Genomic DNA, 19329 nt, shown 5'->3' on the forward strand with positions numbered 1-19329 from the left:
CCCGCACCACCCCGCCGCCGCCCACCCGCGAACCCTGCGGGCGGGCGGCGGCTCCGGTGCACGATGCCGGGCCGCCGTCGATGCGCTGCGGCCAGCGGTGATCGTGCACCGGGCCTGCGGCGTGTCGTGCGCCCGGTCGGACGACGCCGCTTGCCGCGCCCCGCGCAATCCCGGCGCCGTCCCCCCGCCGAGCGCGCCGGCAGGCGGCTGCCTCGTGGCTGGATCGGCCGCCGTTGATGCCCTGCGGCCAGCGGTGATCGCTACGCCCGGTCGGGCGACGCCGCTCTCCCGCGCCCCGCGCAACCCCGGCGTCGTCCATCCGCAGGCCCCGTCGGCAGGCGGCTGCCTCGTGGCCGGGGCCGGGCGCCGTCGGTGCCCTGCGGCCGGCGGTGATCGCTACGCCCGGTCGGACGACGCCGCTTGCCGCGCCTCGCGCAACTCCGGCGTCGTCCGCCCGCAGGCCCCGTCGGCAGGCGGCTGCCTCGTGGCCGGGGCCGGGCGCCGTCGGTGCCTTGCGGCCGGCGGTGATCAGTACGCCTGGTCGGACGATGCCGCTCTCCCGCGCCTCGCGCAACCCTGGCGCCGTCCGCCCGCAGGCCCCGTCGGCAGGCGGCTGCCTCGTGGCCGGATCGGCCGCCGTCGGTGCCTTGCGGCCGGCGGTGATCAGTACGCCTGGTCGGACGCCGCCGCTCTCCCGCGCCTCGCGCAACTCCGGCGCCGTCCGCCCGCAGGCCCCGTCGGCAGGCGGCAGCCTCGTGGCCGGGGCCGGGCGCCGTCGATGCCCTGCGGCCAGCGGTGATCAGTACGCCTGGTCGGACGCCGCCGCTCTCCCGCGCCTCGCGCAACTCCGGCGCCGTCCATCCGCAGGCCCCGTCGGCAGGCGGCAGCCTCGTGGCCGGGGCCGGGCGCCGTCGATGCCCTGCGGCCAGCGGTGATCACTACGCCCGGTCGGACGCCGCCGCTCTCCCGCGCCCCGCGTAACCCTGGCGCCGTCCGCCCGCAGGCCCCGCCGGCAGGCGGCTGCCTCGTGGCCGGGACCGGCGGCCGTCGGTGCCCTGCGGCCAGCGGTGATCACTACGCCCGGTCGGACGACGCCGCTTGCCGAGGGGATCCGAAGTGTAGGAAGATCTTTATGTCCTGTTGCCATTTTTCGACCGATTGCCCGCCGGAAGGGGTGCCGTCATGGCGCGTCCGAACTGGGTGCCTGCGGGGACCGACCTCGACAAGCCCAATGCCGCCCGGGTCTACGACTACTACCTCGGCGGTTCGCACAACTTCGAGGTCGACCGGCGGATGGCGCGCAAGGCCATGGAACTCTGGCCGGACCTGCCCAAGATCATGCGGGCCAACCGCGCCTTCCTGCACCGCGCCACCCAGTACGTCGCCGGCGAAGGCATCAGCCGCTTCCTCGACATCGGCTCCGGCATCCCCACCTTCGGCGCCGTCCACGAAGTGGCCCGCGAGTACCAGCCCGACGCCCGCGTCGTCTACATCGACATGGACCCGGTCGCCGTCGCCCACAGCCGCCTGATCCTCGCCGACGACCCCCTGTGCCAGGTCGTCGACGCCGACCTGCGCAACACCGAGGACCTGCTCTCCCGCCCCGAGGTCGAAGAGCTGCTCGCCCCCGGCGAACCCGTCGCCGTCATCCTCAACGCCGTGATGCACTTCGTCACCGACGACGACGAGCCCGAGAAGATCCTCGCCAAACTCCGCGAAGCCCTCCCCAGCGGCAGCGCGCTGATCCTCTCGCACGCCTCCCTCGACGGCCGCCCCGACAAGGCCGAATCCCACCAGGACCTGTACCGCGCCACCCCCACCCCGCTCACCATGCGCAGCCGCGAACGGATCACCTCCTTCTTCGACGGCTTCGACCTGGTCGAACCAGGGGTGGTCTACCTGTCCCAGTGGCGCCCCGACGACGCCGACGCCGTCGACCCGCACCCCGAGCGGATCACCGGGATGGCCGGCGTCGGACGCCTGTCATGAACGAGGCGGCCGCTCCCGACCACGGGTTCCGCACCGCCTGGGCCGCCATGCTGCGCACCGGACACGGCGCGGCGGTGCGCCCCGGCGTCCTCAACCCGCTGATCGCGCGGACCGCCGACCTGCTGCGCCGCGCCGCCCTGGAACGCCCGTTCCGCCCGGAGCTCGCCGGGCAGGTCGGCGCGCTGCTGATCGACAACCACTTCACCGATCCCCAACTGCTGTCCGACGCCGTCCAGTTGATCCAGACCCAGCCCGTCCCCGACGGCCGCGGCCCCGCCCTGTCGGGCGCGTTCGCGGCCGGCTGGGCGGCCGCTCTGCGCGAACGCACCCTGAACGAGCAGGAGGCGATCCGGCTGGCCGCCGACACCGCCCGGCAGGAGGTCGAGAAGGCGCTGCGGGTGTCCGAGGCACGCTTCCGCGCCCTGTTCGAATCCGCGGCGATCGGCATCGGCCTCGGCGACACCGACGGCAACATCCTCGCCGTCAACCGGGCCCTCGGCGAGATCTTCGGCGGCGGCCCCGAGGACATGCAGGGCGTCCGCGTCAACGACCTGATGCACCCCGAGGACACCCCAGGCGTGTGGGAGGCCTACGAGGAACTGATCAGCGGCAAGCGCGAGTACTTCCAGTTCGACAAGCCGTACTACCGGCGCGACGGCGAAGTGGTCTGGACGCACCTCACGGTCTCGCTGATCCGCGACGACGACGGCTCGCCGCTGTACCAGGTCGCGATGCTGGAGGACGTCACCGACCGCTACCGGCTCCAGGAACGCCTGCGCCACCAGGCCACCCACGACCCGCTGACCGGCCTGCCCAACCGCGCCGCGTTCTTCGAACGGCTGGAGCGGCTCTTCGAATCGCCCGAGCCGGACGAACGTTTCGGCCTGTGCTACGTCGACCTGGACGGCTTCAAGGTCGTCAACGACAGCCTCGGCCACGACATGGGCGACCAGCTGCTCACCGTGGTCGCCGGCCGCCTGGAGTCTGCGCTCAGCCCGCTCGGACACATGGTGGCCCGGCTCGGCGGCGACGAGTTCGTCGTCCTGCTGGAGAACTGCCGCGGCGAACAGGAAGCCGTCGCCGCCGCCAAGACCGTCCTCGCCGCGCTCACCAAGCCCGTGGTGATCGGCGACCACCGGCTCGCCGTCGGCGCCAGCGTCGGCGTCCTCGAACGCCGGATCTCCAGCACCACGCCCGGCGCCGCCGTCCGCGCCGCAGACCTGACGCTGTACCGCGCCAAGGAAGCCGGACGCGGCCGCTGGACGCTGTTCGACCCGAAGGAGAACGCGCGCGCCGTCAGCCGATACGCCGTATCGGTGCGCATGCCCGCCGCGCTCGACCGCGGCGAGTTCTTCATCGACTACCAGCCGATGATCGACCTCTCCACCGGCGCGATGACCGGCGTCGAGGCACTGGTGCGCTGGCGCGACCCGGAACACGGCGTGATCGGCCCCGAGAAGTTCGTCGGCGTCGCCGAGGAGACAGGGCTGATCATGCCGCTCGGCCGCTGGGTGCTGGAACAGGCCTGCGAACAGGCCGCCGACTGGGTCGCCAGATTCGGCGACCGGGCACCCAAACTGAGCGTCAACCTGGCCGTCCGGCAGGCCCGCAACGCCGGCCTCGTCGCCGACATCGACCGGATCCTGCGCAACACCGGGCTCGACCCGTCCATGCTGCAACTCGAGATCACCGAATCCACCGTGGTCGGCCCCGAGGACGAAGCCCTCAAGGCCCTGCACGCCCTCGTCGACATGGGCGTCTCGCTGGCCGTCGACGACTTCGGCACCGGCTGGTCCAACCTCGCCTACCTGCGCGACCTGCCGGTGTCCAACCTGAAGATCGCCGGGTCGTTCGTCGGCGACCTGCACGACCCCGCCAAGGACACCCATCTCGGCTGGCGCATCGTCAGCGGCCTGGTCTCGCTCGCCCACACCCTCGGCCTGTCCGTCACCGCCGAAGGCGTGGAGAGCCGCGCCGACGCCGAACGGCTGCGGCTGATGGGCTGCGACCTCGCCCAGGGCTGGCACTTCGGCCGCCCCGTACGGCCCGCCGAGATCGCCCGCCGGATCGCCGAGGGCGACCCGGAACGCGCGGCCGAGATCGCCCTCGAGGCCGGGACCGGCCCGGACGGCGTCGACCGCAGGCACGCACCGGACGGCGCGCCCCGGCCTTTCGTCCTCGGGCGGGAGTACGCCGCCGGGACCGAACCCGCACCCGGCTCCGACAGCGACACCTGAGTTCCCGCCGGGGGTTCCGCGCTCCCGTTCGGCCCACCCGCCCCTTGCTACCGGCCGGTACCCCGGCAAGCTGAGGGGCGTCGGGGCGGAACCGGAGAGCAGGAAGAGGCGGGACGAGATGGTGAAGGCATTCGGGTTCGTCGCGTACGGCGGGCCGGAGCAGCAGACGTTCCTGGACCGGCCGCTGCCCGAACCCGGCCCCGGCGGGGTACGGATCGAGGTCAGAGCGGCCGGCGTCAACCCGGCCGACTGGAAGAAACGCGAAGGCTGGTTCGGGACGGCCGCCGAACCGCCGCTGGTGATGGGCAGCGAAGCCGCGGGCGTGGTGACCGCCGTGGGGGAGGAGGTCAACGGGTTCGCCGTCGGCGACGAGGTCTTCGGCATCGCGCCCGCCGGGGCGTTCGCCGAACAGGTGCTGCTGTCCGCCCGCGCCACCGCCCGCAAACCCGCCGCCGTCGGCTTCGACCAGGCCGCCGCACTGCCCGTCGCCGCCGCCACCGCGTACGACGCGCTCCAGCAACTCGACCTGGTGCCCGGCGAGACCCTGCTCATCGTCGGCATCTCCGGCGGCGTCGGCAGCGCCGCCACCCAGATCGCCCGCGCCCGCGGCATCACCGTCCTCGGCACCGCCGGCGCCGCCAGCGCCGACCACGTCCGCACCCTCGGCGGAACACCCGTCCGCTACGGCGACGGCGTCGCCGAACGGCTCCGCGAAGCCGCCCCCCACGGTGTGGACGCGATCCTCGACCTGGTCGGCGGAGCCGCCGTCCGCGACGTCGCCGGGGCACTGCGCCGGCCCGGACGGCTGGTGTCCACCGCCGACCGCGCCACCGCCGAAGAGCTCGGCGGCGCGTACGTGCGACGCGACGGCACCGCGACCGTGCTCACCGTCCTCGCCGAAATGGTCGCCGACGGGGCACTCGACGCGCAGATCAGCGCCAGGTACCCGCTGGAGCGCGCCGCCGAAGCCATCGCAGAGGTCGAGTCCGGGCACGCCCGCGGCAAGCTGATCCTGGAGATGAACCGCCCGTGAAAATCACCGAGTTGACACCCGGAGCGCCCTGCTGGGTCGAACTGTCCACCAAGGACCCCATCGCGGCCCGGACCTTCTACCACGAACTGTTCGGCTGGCGCACCGAACCCATCCCCGTCGAGAAGGCGATGGGCTACACCCGGCTCTACGCCGGCGACCAACTCGTCGCCGGACTGGTCGGGTTGGCGAAGCCCGAACAGCCCACCGCGTGGAACATCAGCTTCTACAGCCCCGACGTCGACGCCACCGCCGAGAAGATCACCGCCGCCGGCGGCAGCCTGATCGTCCCGCCGAGGGACGCCTTCGACTGGGGCCGGTTCATCGTCGCCCGCGACCCCGGCGGCGCGGTCTTCTGCGGCTGGCAGCCCCTGACCCTGCGCGGCTGCGACGTGATGAACGAACCTGGCGCGCTCGGCTGGGTGGAACTCGCCACCCGCGACCCGAAAGGCGCCACCGAGTTCTACCCCCAGGTGTTCGGCTGGAGCGTCACCATCGGCGAGATGTACGCCCAATTCGGACTGGGCGGACGGGACTTCGGCGGAATGATGGACATGGCCGACCAGTTCCCGGCCGAAGTCCCGCCGTACTGGATGCCGTACTTCGCGGTCGCCGACGTCGACCTCAGCGCGGAACGCGCCGCGCTGCTCGGCGCCACCGTCACGCTGCCACCCACCGACGTCCCCGACGGCCCGCGCCTCGCCGTGCTGCGCGACCCGCAGGGCGCGGTGTTCGGCATCCACGTGGCCTACCCGGAGAGTTGAGGCCGAGGCGGTCGACCTGCTTGCGGGGCGCGGGAGTTGTCGCCGATTCGCCGGTGAGGGACGGGAGTGGTGGTCGATTCGCCGGTGAGGGACGGGAGTTCACGTAGCGGTCCCGACTGCGTTGCGCGGCAAGGGAGTTCAGACCCTGGCCGACGGCAGGTCCGGCGACGGCGCGGTCGGCTCGCCCCGGCGACGGCGCTCGCGCAGCCGGGGCAGCGCGCCCGCCGCCCCGGCCGCCGCCGTCACCACCAGCGCCGACAGCGGCACCCAGTCGCCGAGGCGGACGTACCACGTCCGGGCCGCCGGATCGGCCGGCGACACCCGCACCGTCACCACCCCCGACTCGGCCGTGGTCAGGAGCGCCAGCCGCCGGCCCTGCGCGTCGTACGCCACCGACTCGCCCGTCAACGCCGCCTGCACCACCGGCCGGCCGGTCTCGGCCGCCCGGATCGCGCCCAGTGAGGCGTGCTGCGCCGGGGCCCAGGTGGACTGGAAGGTCGAGGTCGCCGACTGGTAGACGATCAGCTCGGCGCCCTCCCGGGACACGCTGCGCGACATGTCCGGGAACGCCGACTCGAAGCAGATCAGCGCGCCGACCGGCAGCGGACGGCCGTCCCGGCCCACCACCGGCAGCAGATGCAGCGAGTGGCCCGGCGCCCGGTTCTCGCCCGCCGCCGAGCTCACCCCCGCGATCCAACCCAGCAGCGGGCGCAGCGGAATGTACTCGCCGAACGGCACCAGCCGGATCTTCCGGTAGCGGGCCACGATGCCCGAAGGGTCGATCAGTACCGCGTCCTTGGAGATCCGGCCGTCCGCCTTCCGGGCGTCCTCGCCGACCATCAGCTGCGCGCCCGTCGAGGCGGACAGCGCCGTCAGCCGGTTCAGCGTCGCGCTGCCCCGGTCCAGGTCGGCGGTGGTCGAACTCTCGCCCCACACCACCAGGTCCACGGGCCGGCCCGCCAGCGACCGGGTGATCCGGATGTTCGCCTCCAACCGGGCCTGCTCGTCCGGCGTCTGGCCCGCCTGCACCAGCGCCACCGACGCCGAACCGCGCGAGGCCGGCGCGGCCTGCGCGGCGAACGCCAACGGACCCGCCAGCACCGACACCAGCGCCGTCGCGCCCGCCAGCAGCCGTGGCCACACGCTGCGGGCCAGCACCACAATCGTCAATGCGGTATTGACGGTGACCAGCGCCCAGCTCACCAGCCACACCCCGCCGATCGAGGCCAGGCCGAGCACCGCCGGATGCTCCCACTGCGACGCTCCCAGCAACGCCCACGGCCCGCCCAGCGCATGCCAGGACCGGGCGAACTCGGCACTCACCCACACCGCGGGCACCACCATCAGCGCCGCCGCCGAACGGCCCAGCGTCAACTCGCCGTGCAGCAACCACCACACGGCCAGACCCACCGGCGCCTGCAACACCCCGAACACCACCGCCAGCAGCGGCAGCGCCGGGCCGATCGACGGGATCAGCCAGTACATTGCCGTGAGGATGAACCCCGCGCCGAACCACCAGCCGCGCACCGCCGCCTCGCGCGCCCCGCCCGCTGCCCGCATCAGCAACAGCCCCGGCACCAGCGCCACCCAGGCCAGCACGGCCAGGCCGGCGCCCGGGAACGTCAGGACGGGCAGCGCGCCCGCGGCCAGCGCGCCGTAGCGCGCCGGGCGGGTGAGGGCGATTCGCAGGCTCATGTGGAAATTGTCCGCCCGGGCGGGGTGGAAGGCACCCCTATTCGATCACCGACATGTCAGTGTCGTCCGAGGTGCCGTCCGGCGTTCACCACGCGGGCCCGGTGTTCACCACGCGGGTCCGGTGTTCACCACGCGGGTCCGGTGTTCACCACGCGGGTCCGGTGTTCACCACGCGGGTCCGGTGTTCACCGGCCGGCCCGGGTCATTCGCCCTCCAGGTCGCCCTCGGTCTCCAGGAAGACCTGCCGCAGCTCCGCCAGCAGCGCCGGGTCCGGCTCCGCCCACAGGCCGCGCTCGGCGGCCTCCAGCAGACGCTCCGAAATGCCGTGCAGGGCCCACGGGTTGGCCTCGGCGAAGAACTCGCGGTTGACCGGGTCGAGGACGTACTCCTCGGTGAGCTTCTCGTACATCCAGTCCGCGACCACGCCGGTGGTGGCGTCGTAGCCGAACAGGTAGTCCACCGTCGCGGCCATCTCGAACGCGCCCTTGTAGCCGTGCCGGCGCATCGCCTCCAGCCAGCGCGGGTTCACCACCCGCGCCCGGAACACCCGGGCCGCCTCCTCGGTGAGGGTGCGGGTGCGCACCGTCTCCGGGCGGGTCGAGTCGCCGATGTACGCCGCCGGGCTGCTGCCCGTCAGCGCGCGCACGGTGGCCACCATGCCGCCGTGGTACTGGAAGTAGTCGTCGGAGTCGGCGATGTCGTGCTCGCGGGTGTCGGTGTTCTTCGCCGCCACCGTGATCCGGCGGTAAGCGCTTTCCATCTCCTCCCGGGCCGGGCGCCCGTCCAGCCCCCGCCCGTACGCGTAACCGCCCCACACCGTGTACACCTCGGCCAGGTCAGCGTCCGTGCGCCAGTCCCGGCTGTCGATCAGCTGCAGCAGACCCGCGCCGTAGGTGCCCGGACGCGAGCCGAACACCCGGACGGTGGCCCGGCGTTCGTCACCGTGCTCGGCCAGGTCCGCCTGCACGTGCGCCCGGACGAAGTTCTGCTCGGCGGGCTCCTCCTGGCCGGCCGCCAGCCGCACCGCGTCGTCCAACAGCGCCACCACGTGCGGGAACGCGTCGCGGAAGAACCCCGAAATGCGCAGCGTCACATCGATCCGGGGACGGCCCAACTCGGCGAGCGGAATCGCCTCCAGACCCGTCACCCGGCGCGAGGCGTCGTCCCACACCGGGCGGACGCCGAGCAGCGCCAGCGCTTCGGCGATGTCGTCACCGGCCGTGCGCATCGCCGAGGTGCCCCACAGCGAAAGGCCCACCGACGGCGGGAACTGCCCGTCGTTGTCGGCCCGGTAGCGTTCGATCAGGGAGGCGGAAAGCGCTTGCCCGGTCTCCCAGGCGAGTCGGCTCGGCACCGCCTTCGGGTCCACCGAGTAGAAGTTCCGCCCCGTCGGCAGCACATTGACCAGCCCGCGCAACGGCGACCCCGACGGCCCCGCCGGAACGAACCCGCCCTGCAGCGCGTGCAGCACCGCGTCCAACTCGTCCGTGGTCGCGGCGAGTCGGGGCACCAACTGCGCCGCCGCGAACGCCAGCACCTCGGAGACGGCCGGCGGCAGGCCTGCCGCGACCTTCGCGACGGCCGCCGGGTTCCAGTCCTCCGCCTCCATCGCCTCCACCAGCGCCCGCGCCTGCGCCTCGGCCGCGTCCGTCGCCCCCAGCGTCAGCGCCGCCTCGTCCAGACCCAGCGCCTCGCGCAGACCCGGCAGCGCACGCACGCCGCCCCAGATCTGCCGCGCCCGCAGGATCGCCAGCACGATGTTGACCCGGTCCGCACCGCGCGGAGCCTGGCCGAGCACGTGCAGACCGTCACGGATCTGCGCGTCCTTCACCTCGCACAGCCAACCGTCCACGTGCAGCAGGAAGTCGTCGAAGCCGTCGTCCTCCGGCCGCTCCGCCAACCCCAGGTCGTGGTCCAGCTTCGCGGCCTGGATCAACGTCCAGATCTGCGCCCGGATCGCCGGCAGCTTCGCCGGGTCCATCGCCGCGATGTTCGAATGCTCGTCCAGCAGTTGCTCAAGACGCGCGATGTCACCGTACGAATCGGCCCGCGCCATCGGCGGCACCAGGTGATCGACCAGCGTCGCGTGCGCCCGGCGCTTCGCCTGCGTACCCTCACCCGGATCGTTCACCAGGAACGGGTACACGAGCGGCAGATCGCCGAGGGCGGCGTCCGGACCGCACTCCGCCGACAGTGCCGCCGTCTTGCCCGGCAACCACTCCAGATTGCCGTGTTTGCCCAGGTGCACCACCGCGTGCGCACCGAACCCGCCGTCCTGCTGCGCCGCCGCGATCCAGCGGTACGCCGCCAAGTAGTGGTGGCTCGGCGGCAGATCCGGGTCGTGGTAGATCGCCACCGGGTTCTCGCCGAACCCGCGCGGCGGCTGGATCAGCACCAGCAGATTGCCCGACCGGAGACCCGCCAGCACGATGTCGCCGTCCGGGTTCTGCGACCGGTCGACATACAGCTCGCCCGGCGCCGGACCCCAGTGTTCCTCCACCTGCTCGCGCAGCGCCGCCGGGAGCGTGGCGTACCAGCGCCGGTAGTCGGCGGCCGGGATGCGCACCGGGTTGCGGGACAGCTGGTCCTCCGTCAGCCACGCCTGGTCGTAGCCGCCCGCCTCGATCAGCGCGTGGATCAGCGCGTCGCCGTCGTGGCCGTGCCCGGTCCCGGTGTCCAGACCCGGCAGGCTGTCGCCCAGGTCCATGCCCTCCGCGCGCAGCCGCTCCAGCAGCCGGATCGCCGAGGCCGGGGTGTCCAGGCCGACCGCGTTGCCGACCCGCGCATGCTTGGTCGGATAAGCGGACAGAACGAGCGCGAGGCGCCGCTCGGACGCCGGAGTGTGCCGCAGCCGCGCATGCCGCACCGCGATCCCGGCGACCCGCGACGCACGCTCCGGGTCCGCTGCGTACACCGTAAGCCCGTCCCCGTCGACCTCCTTGAACGAGAACGGAACAGTGATCAGCCGACCGTCGAACTCCGGCACCGCCACCTGCGTCGCCGTGTCCAACGGAGACAGCCCGTCGTCACTGCCCGCCCACTGCGCCCGCGACCAGGTCAGGCACAGCGCCTGCAGGATCGGCCGGTCCAGCGCCGCCAACTCCCCGGCGTCCCAAGCCTCTTCGTCCCCACCCGCCTGCGCGTCGGCCGGCCGGGTGCCGCCCGCCGCCAGCACCGTCGTCACGATCACGTCGGCCGCGCCCAGCTCCGCCAGCAGCTCCGGCTCCGCGCCGCGCAGCGACGCGCAGAAGTACGCACGGGCCTGCGCACCCTCGTCCTCGATCGCCCGGCAGAGCGTCTCCACGAACGCCGTGTTGCCGCTCATGTGGTGCGCCCGGTAGTACAGCACCGCGACGGAAGGGCCCTCCGAAGTGCGGGCGGTGCGCTCCAGCGGACCCCAGGACGGGGCCGAGGCCGGCGGCGCGAACCCGTGACCCGTCAGCAGCACCGTGTCCGACAGGAACGCACCCAGCTCCGCCAGGTTCTCCGGACCACCGTGCGCCAAGTACGCGTGCGCCTCCGCCGCGATGCCCGCCGGCACCGTCGACAACTCCATCAACTGCGCGTCCGGCGCCTGCTCACCCGTCAGCACCACCACCGGACGCGGCCCCGCGAGCAGCACGTCCAGCCCCTCCTGCCAGGCCCGACGCCCACCCAGCAGCCGCACCACCACCAGCTCCACACCCTCCAGCAGGGCAGGCAGCTCGGCGGGATCCAGGCGTGCCGGATTGCCCCAACGGAACCGCACCGGCCCGCTCGACGCCCGGGCACTCAGCAGGTCCGTGTCCGACGTGGACAGCAACAGGATCATGCGAAAGCCCTCCCGGGCATCTCGAACAGCGGGGACAACCCGGTCAACCCGGTCAACCCGGTGGTGGGAGCACAGGTGCGGTCGAGGACGCGGAACGGCCCGGCGGGCGGCGCGATGGACAGCCCGGCGGACGTCGCAACGGACGGCCCGGGGGACGTCGCAACGGACGACGGCCCGGTGGGTGCCCCGGTGGATGCCCCGATGGGGACAGAGCCCACAGGCACCCGCCGGGATGCGGGCATGCGGCAGCGCATGGCACGGACCTTCCTCGGGGTCCTCGCCCCGGGCAGTGGAGGACGGCCGGAGTTCCTGGCTCCCACGGCTCACTGAGCCGCGGTCACAGTGGCGGGACCGCACCGGATTCTCACCGGACTTCCTCCGCTGTGCCGTCGCTGGCAGCGGACACCCCGAGAGGCGCCCGCCCAGCATCGTACGGGTTGATGGCCCGTCGGCGGGAGTGTGACCTGCGACGCCCCACCGGTTCCGCCCCCGGGAACCCGTGCTGACCTGGGGATTTGACCCTGGCGCGGAACCTTCGGGCGAGCTCCGGGCGGCGGTTGGGGCTGCCACTCGGGTGGTGGCCGGGCTGCTGGTCGGGGCGGTGGTCGGGGCGGTGGTCGGGGCGGTGGCGCGAATCGCGGCCATGGGTATGCTCGCCGCCATGCCACCCACACCCGACGCCCTTGCGGCACCCTTCGTCGGGCCCGACCGAGGCCGCGCCGACGCCTGCCCCGGCGCGCTCCGCCTGCACCCCGCCGAGGACGGCCAACTCGCACGACTCCGCCTCCCCGGCGGCTACTTGACGTATCAGCAGCTACTCGCCCTGGCCGACGCGGCCGACGCGCTGGGCGACGGCGAAGTCGAGATCACCTCCCGCGGCAACCTTCAGCTGCGCGGCCTGCGCGAACAGTGCGCCACCGACCTCGCCGAACGGCTCCGCTCCGTCGGCCTGTTGCCCTCCGACACCCACGAACGCGTCCGCAACATCGCCGCCTCCCCGCTCGCCGGCCTCGACGGCTGCGGCGCCCCGGGCGTCGATCTCCCGTACTGGGTGCGAGAGTTGGACGCCGCCCTGTGCGCCGCACCCTGGGCCGCCCGACTCTCCGGCAAGTTCCTCTTCGCCCTCGACGACGGCCGCGGCGACACCGCCGCCCTCGACGCCGATGTGACCTTGATCGCAATCGGCGACGGCCGCGCCCTGCTGCGCCTCGGCCGCGCCGACCATGCCTCCACCGTCGACCACCCCGTCCCCGCCGCCCTCGACGCCGCCCGCCACTTCCTCGACCTGGCCGCCGGCCGTGCCTGGCACCTGCGCGAAGTGCAGTCCGAACTGCCCGCCGGCGACGTGCCGCTGCCGCGATTCACGGGGGAGCGACCGGTGCTGGGTGCGATCCCCGGCGGTGGCGGTGGCGGCGGCGGTGGCGGTGGTCGCGGTGGCGGGGTGTCGGTCGGGCTGCGGTTCGGCCGTGCGACCAGTGCGCAGTGGCGACTGCTGGCGGACGCGCTGGCGTCGGCGGGGGAGGGGTGCGACGGCGCGAGCGGCGGCGGCGCGAGCGTGCGGCTCACGCCGTGGCGGGGCGTCGTGGTGCCCGGAGCCGGTGCCGACTGGTTGCCACGCCTCGCCGACGCGGGCTTCCGGGTCGAGTCCGGCGGCCCCTGGGAGGGCGTCAGCGCCTGCACCGGTCTGCCCGGTTGCGGGAAAGCGCTTGCCGACGTTCGTGCGCAGGCCGTGCGCGCGATAGCCGCCGTTCCTGCTGTGGGGCTGCCCGTTCACTGGTCCGGGTGCGAACGGCGCTGCGGACACCCGGCCGGTCGCTGGGTCGACGTGCTGGCCACCGCGACCGGATACCGGGTCGCCGTGGACGGGCGGGCCCGCGAGGTCGGTCGGGGTGCGGGGGGTGACGGCGCCGAGATTGTTCGTGCGGGGATCGGGTCCGGTGGGAGGGGGGTCGCGGGGGGTAGCGCCGAGGAGAACATCTACGCGGAGATAATCCGTGCAGGGATCAACTCGGCGGGCTGCAACACCGGCGACAAAAACAGCACCAAAAACGACAGAACCGGGCAGAACGGCGCCGGGTGCAACGGCACCGGGCGCAACGGCGCCGAGAACCACAGCGCCGAGAACGACAGCACCGAGCGCAACAGCGCCGAGCGCAACGGCGCCGAGAACGACAGCACCGAGCGCAACAGCGCCGAGAACGACATCGCCGAGGCAGTCGCCGAGGCGCGCAATGCCGAATGGCGGAGGACCGAATGATCGACTACGAGAAGGACGGCGCATCCATCTACCGCCAGTCCTTCGCCACCATCCGCGCCGAGGCCGACCTCGCCGCGCTGCCTGCCGACGTGGCCCAGGTCGCGGTGCGGATGATTCATGCCTGCGGCATGACCGACCTGGTCGAGGACCTGCTGTGGTCGCCGAACGTGGTCGCCGACGCCCGGCGTGCCCTGCATGCCGGGGCGCCGATCCTCTGCGACGTCAACATGGTTGCCAGTGGCGTGACCCGCAAGCGGCTGCCCGCCGACAACGAGGTGATCTGCACCCTCACCGACCCGTCGGTGCCCGAACTCGCCCGCGCCATGGGCACCACCCGCAGTGCCGCCGCGATGGAACTCTGGCTGCCCCGGTTGGAGGGCGCCGTGGTTGCCGTCGGCAACGCGCCGACCTCGCTGTTCCGGCTGCTGGAGCTGATCGAGGCCGGCGCGCCCCGGCCCGCCGCCGTGATCGGCGTCCCGGTCGGGTTCATCGGCGCCGCCGAGTCCAAGCAGGCCCTGGCCGAACACCCGGCCGCACTGGAACACCTGGTGGTCCGGGGCCGCCGGGGCGGCAGCGCGATCGCCGCTGCCGCGATCAACGCGATTGCGAGCGAACAGGAATGACTGAGCGTCAGGAAATCGAAGGGGCCGGGCAGTCGGCGGCCGGGGAGTCGGCGGCCGGGCGGCTGTACGGCGTCGGTGTCGGGCCGGGTGATCCGTCGCTGATCACGGTGCGCGCCGCCGAACTCATCGGCCGGGCCGACGTCATCGCCTACCACTGTGCGCGGCACGGACGTTCGCACGCCCGGGCCATCGCGGAGCGCTATCTGACGGGCGGTCAGATAGAAGAGCGGCTGATGTACCCCGTCACCGTGGAGACCACCGACCACCCGGGCGGATACCGGGGCGCGTTGGACGACTTCTACCAGGAGGCGTCCGACCGGCTCGCCGCGCACCTCGACGCCGGGCGGATGGTGGTCGTCCTCGCCGAGGGCGACCCGCTGTTCTACGGTTCCTACCAGCACATGCACAAGCGCCTCGCGCACCGCTACCCCACCGAGGTGGTGCCGGGCGTCACCTCCATCAGCGCTGCCGCCGCTCGCCTCGGAACCCCGCTGGTGGAGGCCGAAGAGGTCCTGACGGTCATCCCGGGCACCCTGCCGGAGGAGGAGTTGACGGCGCGCCTCGCCGCCACCGACTCGGCCGTCATCATGAAACTCGGCCGTACCTTCCCCGCCGTGCGCCGCGCCCTGGAGCGGGCCGGGCGGCTGGACGAGGCGCGGTATGTCGAGCGCGCCACCATGGAAGGTGAGCGCACGGGCCGGCTCGCCGAGATCGAGGCCGACAGCGTGCCGTACTTCTCGGTCGCCGTCCTGCCCAGCCGGGTCGCCGCGCTCGACTCCGACGGCAAGCCCTTCGAGGCGCTGGCGGTAGAGGGAGGGGAACTCCCCGACGGCGAAACGGCGTTGGGTGAGGTCGTGGTGGTCGGGACCGGCCCGGCGGGGCCGCTGTGGCTGACGCCCGAGGCGCGTGGGGCGCTCGCCAACGCGACGGACCTGGTCGGCTACACCACCTACCTGGACCGGGTGCCGGTCCGGGTGGGGCAGGTGCGGCACGGGTCCGACAACAAGGTCGAGGGTGTGCGGGCCGAATTCGCCCTGGAGTTGGCGCGTCGCGGCCGCCGGGTCGCGGTCGTCTCGTCGGGCGACCCGGGCGTGTTCGCGATGGCCACCGCCGTGCTGGAGGCCGCCTGCCAGGACCCGTACCGGGACGTCGCCGTGCGCGTGCTGCCCGGGATGACGGCCGCGCACGCCGCCGCGTCCCGTGCCGGTGCGCCGCTCGGCCACGACTACGCGGTGATCTCGCTCTCCGACCGCCTCAAGCCCTGGGAGGTGATCGCCCGTCGGCTGCGTGCCGCAGCCGAGGCCGACCTGGTGCTCGCGCTGTACAACCCCGGGTCCAAGTCCCGTACCACGCAGGTGGGTTCGGCGCGTGATCTGCTGCTGGAGTACCGCGACCCGGCGACGCCGGTGGTGATGGCCCGGGACGTGGGTGGCCCCACCGAGCGGGTGCGCACCGTCGCGCTGGCCGAACTCGACCCCGCCGAGGTCGACATGCGCACCCTGCTGCTGATCGGCTCCACCCAGACGCAGTGGGTGCAGCGCGGCGGCGACCGTGAAGTGGTGTGGACGCCGCGCCGCTACCCGGAGGACTAATTCACCAGCTCGCGCAGCCAGTTGACCGCCCCGGCGACGTCCGGGGCGGTCCGCACGCCCTGTGGGGCGGCCGGGCGCTGGACGACGACCACCGGCAGGCCACGTTCGCGGGCGGCGGTCAGCTTGGGGGCGGTGGCGGCGCTGCCGCTGTCCTTGGTGACCAGCACGTCGATGCGGTGCGCCCGCAGCAGCTCGCGTTCGCCGTCGAGGGTGAACGGCCCGCGTTCCAGCAGGACTTCGACGGACGCGGGCATCGGGGGCGCCGGCGGTTCGACCGAACGGGCCAGGAACCAGAGGGTGTTGAGGTGCGCGAACGCGGCGATGCCCTGCCGGCCGGTGGTCAGGAAGACCCGGGAGCCGAGTGCGGGCAGGGCGTCGGCCGCGGCGGCCAGGTTGGGCACGGGGTGCCAGTGGTCGCCGTCCTGCGGCAGCCAGCTGGGGCGGCGCAGCGCCAGCAGCGGGGTGCCGGTATCGGCGGCTGCCAGGGCCGCGTTGCGGCTCATGGTCTCGGCGAACGGGTGGGTGGCGTCGATCAGCGCGGCCACCCGGTGGGTGCGCAGCCATGCGGCGAGGCCGGCCGGGCCACCGAAGCCACCGATCCGCACCTCCCCGGCGGGCAGCCGCGGTTGGGCCACCCGTCCGGCCAGCGAGCTGGTCACCCGCAGGGCCGGGTCGGCGGCCAGCACGTCCGCCAGCCGGCGGGCCTCGCTGGTGCCGCCGAGGATCAGGACGTGCATGGCGGACTCCAGGGGCCGGCGCGATACGGACACAACCAGCCTAGCCGGGGCCGCCCGCGCCGCCCGCGCCGCCCGAGCGAGAACCCGTCGGAGCCCGGTGGGTGGCGCGGGGGCGGTGCGGGGCGGTGTCAGTCGGTGACGACGGCCTGGGCGTCGATCTCCACCAGCATCGGCTCCTGCGGGAGTTCGACGAAGATGGTGGTGCGGCACGGCTTGACGCCGCCCGGCTTGATGTTCTCGTCGATGAACTCGGCGTAGACCTCGTTCATCAGCGGGAAGTCGGCGCGCTTGGTGAGGTAGACGCGGAACATCACGACGTCCTCGATGGTCGCGCCGCCGGCCTCGACGATGGCCTTGACGTTCTCCAGGGTGCGGCGGGTCTGGGCCTTCACGTCACCGTGGTGCAGGTACTCGCCGGTGGCCGGGTCCTGCGGACCCTGGCCGGAGACCTGGAGGATCGGGCCCTTGCGGACGCCCTGCGAGAACATCCAGGCCGGGGCGGGCGCGCCGTCGGTGCGGATCTCGGTCTTGTCGCTCATGTGCGGTGCTCCAAAGAGAAGTTGACGGTGCGTCAGGAAAGGTTCCCGCGGGCGGGAAGGCCCGCGTCGGCGGAGATCGCCCGGGTGCAGGCGAGCAGTTGGGGGAGCAGGTCGAGGACCTGCTCGTAGGGGAGGACGACGTCCGGTACGGAGATGGACGCGGCGGCGACCACCCGGCCGGAGACGTCCCGGATCGGCGCGGCCACGCAGTTGATGAACGCCTCGTGCTCGGCGTGGTCCTGCGCCCAGCCCTGCGCGGCGACCTGCTCCAGTTCGGCGAGCAGGGCGGGCCGGCTGGTGATGGTGTTGGGCGTGTGGACGGTGAACTCGATGGTGTCCACCACCCGGCGGCGTTCGACCGGCGGCAGGTCGGCCAGCAGCACCTTCGCCACCGCCGTGTTGTGCAGCGCGGCCCGCAGCCCGATCCGCGAGTACATCCGCACCGGGTGCCGCGAGTCGTACTTGTCGATGTAGACCACCTCGCCGCCCTCGTACGCGGCCAGGTGCACGGTCTGGCCGGTCGCCGCGTTCAGCTCCGCCAGGTGCGGTGCGGCGGTGCGCCGGATGCCGCGCTGCTCCAGCGCGAGGGTGGACAGCGCGAACAGGCCCGCGCCCAGGTGGTAGCGGTACTGGGCGTCGCGGTAGACGAACCGTTCCTCCTCCATGGTCTGCAGCAGCCGCAGCACGGTGGTCTTGTGCACACCGATCAGGTCGGCCAGCTGGTCCAGGGAGCGTTCGCCCTCGCCGAGTTCGGCGAGCAGGCGCAGGGCGCGGGTGACGGTCTGACTCATGGGTGTCCCGATGTTCCGAGGGTTTCGAGGGCTTCGGGGAGGTTACGGGCTCCGGCGTCCGTCGCCGCTGTCGGGTCCGCGGCGAGCGCGGGGGAGACGATGCCGGACGCGCAGACGCGGGTCGCCGCCCAGTCCCGTTCGTCGGCGGCGAGCAGCGCGGCCACCGTGCGGGTGTCCGGGAGGGTGCCGTGGTCGGTGGGCGCGGTCAGCGCACTGGCCGCCGCGAGGTGGCCGAGCCGCAGCCGGGAACGCTGGTCGAGCCCGCGCAGGGTCCCGGCGAGGTAGCCGGCCGCGAACGCGTCGCCCGCGCCGGTGGGTTCGACCACCTCGACGGCGAGCGCGGGTTCGGTGACCGAGCCGCCGTTCCGGTCGAGCGCGGTGACGAGGTGCCCGGCGTCCTTGACGACGAGCACGGAGGGAGAGGGAAAGCGCTTTCTCAGTGCGGCCGGATCGCCGGTGCCGAACGCGTCCTCGGCCTCGTCCGCGCCGAGCAGCAGCACATCGGCGGCGTCCAGCAGGGCGGGCAGCACCGACGGGTCGCGCCGGCGCCACAGCACGGGGCGCCAGTTGAGGTCGAAGGAGACCAGCCGGCCCGGACGGCGGCGGGCCAGCAGGGCGCGGACCAGTTCCAGGCAGTCGTCGGAGAGGGCGGGCGTGATGCCCGTCAGGTGCAGCAGCGGCGCCCGGTCCAGCAGCGCGGCGGCCGCCGGGTCGTCCAGCAGGGCGGGGGAGAGCGCGGACGCGGCCGAGCCCGAGCGATAGTAGTGCAGGCGGGAGCGGCCCGCGCCGAGGTCGTGCGGGAGGGCGGAGCCGCCGGTCTCCTTCAGGTACACGCCGGTCGGGCGGTGCGGGTCCACGGCGACGGCGGAGACGTCCACGCCCGCTGCCGCCAGGTCGCCGGTGAGGCGGCGGCCGAAACCGTCCGCGCCGACCCGGCTGATCCAGGCGGTCGGCACACCGAGCCCGGCGAGCGCCGCGGCGACATTGGACTCGGCGCCGCCCACCGAAGGCCGGAACGCGCCGACGGCCTCGAACGGTCCCGGCCGGTCGGGCAGCAGCGCCGCCATCGACTCACCCAGGCACACCGCCCGGGCGACCGCCGCCCCGCCGTCCTGATCCGCCATCAATCCCGCTCCCTCACCCTCGGGCCCACGCCCCCGCTCCCGCCAACAGCGGCCCGCGTGACCGGTACTCGGCGGTGAGCCCCGGTACTGCGTGCCTGGTGGGAGGGTGGACGGGCCGCGCCGCGGTCCGTTGACCGCCG

13 protein-coding genes and 1 riboswitch are annotated in these 19329 nt (G+C 73.5%); of the genes, 7 read left to right on the forward strand and 6 right to left on the reverse strand.

What is annotated here, in order from left to right:
* Positions 1 to 1182: 1182 nt before the first annotated feature.
* The 4 genes from ACIHEI_RS13120 to ACIHEI_RS13135 all read left to right on the forward strand — a co-directional run bounded on the left by ACIHEI_RS13120 (position 1183) and on the right by ACIHEI_RS13135 (position 6020).
* Complete coding sequence (locus tag ACIHEI_RS13120) at positions 1183 to 1989, forward strand: SAM-dependent methyltransferase (protein ID WP_387634254.1); 807 nt, start codon at positions 1183 to 1185, stop codon at positions 1987 to 1989.
* On the forward strand, positions 1986 to 4226 hold the full coding sequence (locus ACIHEI_RS13125; protein ID WP_396606676.1) for a putative bifunctional diguanylate cyclase/phosphodiesterase: 2241 nt from the start codon (positions 1986 to 1988) through the stop codon (positions 4224 to 4226). Before ACIHEI_RS13120 ends, ACIHEI_RS13125 begins: the two co-directional genes overlap by 4 nt.
* A gap of 118 nt (positions 4227 to 4344) precedes the next feature.
* The gene (locus ACIHEI_RS13130; RefSeq protein ID WP_392944170.1) at positions 4345 to 5259 is read left to right on the forward strand and encodes an NADP-dependent oxidoreductase; all 915 of its coding nucleotides are present in this window, start codon (positions 4345 to 4347) and stop codon (positions 5257 to 5259) included.
* 11 nt (positions 5260 to 5270) lie between these two features.
* A complete protein-coding gene (locus ACIHEI_RS13135) occupies positions 5271 to 6020 on the forward strand; it encodes a VOC family protein (RefSeq protein WP_396606677.1) in 750 nt (249 codons plus the stop codon).
* 138 nt (positions 6021 to 6158) lie between these two features.
* On the opposite strand, the gene lnt is transcribed toward ACIHEI_RS13135, so the two are convergent.
* Both lnt and cobN read right to left on the reverse strand, forming a co-directional pair.
* On the reverse strand, positions 6159 to 7715 hold the full coding sequence (gene lnt, locus ACIHEI_RS13140; protein ID WP_396606678.1) for an apolipoprotein N-acyltransferase: 1557 nt from the start codon (positions 7713 to 7715) through the stop codon (positions 6159 to 6161).
* Between the two features lie 202 nt (positions 7716 to 7917).
* Entirely contained in the window at positions 7918 to 11526 is a 3609-nt protein-coding gene (gene cobN, locus ACIHEI_RS13145) for a cobaltochelatase subunit CobN (RefSeq protein WP_396606679.1), read from the reverse strand.
* A 303-nt stretch (positions 11527 to 11829) separates the two neighbouring features.
* A riboswitch (cobalamin riboswitch) is annotated at positions 11830 to 11905 on the reverse strand.
* 282 nt (positions 11906 to 12187) lie between these two features.
* Here cobN and ACIHEI_RS13150 point away from each other — a divergent pair.
* The 3 genes from ACIHEI_RS13150 to ACIHEI_RS13160 are packed head-to-tail and all read left to right on the forward strand — an operon-like array spanning position 12188 to position 15998.
* Positions 12188 to 13783: a hypothetical protein gene (locus ACIHEI_RS13150; protein ID WP_396606680.1), complete on the forward strand. Its 1596-nt coding sequence runs from the start codon at positions 12188 to 12190 to the stop codon at positions 13781 to 13783.
* Positions 13780 to 14406, forward strand: coding sequence for a precorrin-8X methylmutase (locus tag ACIHEI_RS13155; protein ID WP_387634233.1), 627 nt, complete (start codon positions 13780 to 13782; stop codon positions 14404 to 14406). Before ACIHEI_RS13150 ends, ACIHEI_RS13155 begins: the two co-directional genes overlap by 4 nt.
* Complete coding sequence (locus ACIHEI_RS13160) at positions 14403 to 15998, forward strand: precorrin-2 C(20)-methyltransferase (protein ID WP_396606681.1); 1596 nt, start codon at positions 14403 to 14405, stop codon at positions 15996 to 15998. Before ACIHEI_RS13155 ends, ACIHEI_RS13160 begins: the two co-directional genes overlap by 4 nt.
* Here ACIHEI_RS13160 and ACIHEI_RS13165 read toward each other — a convergent pair.
* The 4 genes from ACIHEI_RS13165 to ACIHEI_RS13180 form a co-directional block, all read right to left on the reverse strand.
* Positions 15995 to 16735, reverse strand: a complete 741-nt coding sequence (locus ACIHEI_RS13165; RefSeq protein ID WP_396606682.1) for a cobalt-precorrin-6A reductase — start codon at positions 16733 to 16735, stop codon at positions 15995 to 15997. The two genes, ACIHEI_RS13160 and ACIHEI_RS13165, sit on opposite strands and share 4 nt — an antisense overlap.
* Positions 16736 to 16863: 128 nt before the next feature.
* Positions 16864 to 17274 carry a RidA family protein gene (locus ACIHEI_RS13170; RefSeq protein WP_387859882.1) on the reverse strand — a complete coding sequence of 137 codons (411 nt, stop codon included), beginning with the start codon at positions 17272 to 17274 and terminating at the stop codon, positions 16864 to 16866.
* Between the two features lie 32 nt (positions 17275 to 17306).
* A complete protein-coding gene (locus ACIHEI_RS13175) occupies positions 17307 to 18065 on the reverse strand; it encodes an IclR family transcriptional regulator (RefSeq protein WP_392944155.1) in 759 nt (252 codons plus the stop codon).
* Positions 18062 to 19189, reverse strand: coding sequence for a sugar kinase (locus tag ACIHEI_RS13180; protein ID WP_396606683.1), 1128 nt, complete (start codon positions 19187 to 19189; stop codon positions 18062 to 18064). Before ACIHEI_RS13180 ends, ACIHEI_RS13175 begins: the two co-directional genes overlap by 4 nt.
* Positions 19190 to 19329 lie beyond the last annotated feature (140 nt).

The organism is Kitasatospora sp. NPDC051984, assembly GCF_044593455.1.
In the GTDB taxonomy this organism is placed as follows: Bacteria; Actinomycetota; Actinomycetes; order Streptomycetales; family Streptomycetaceae; genus Kitasatospora.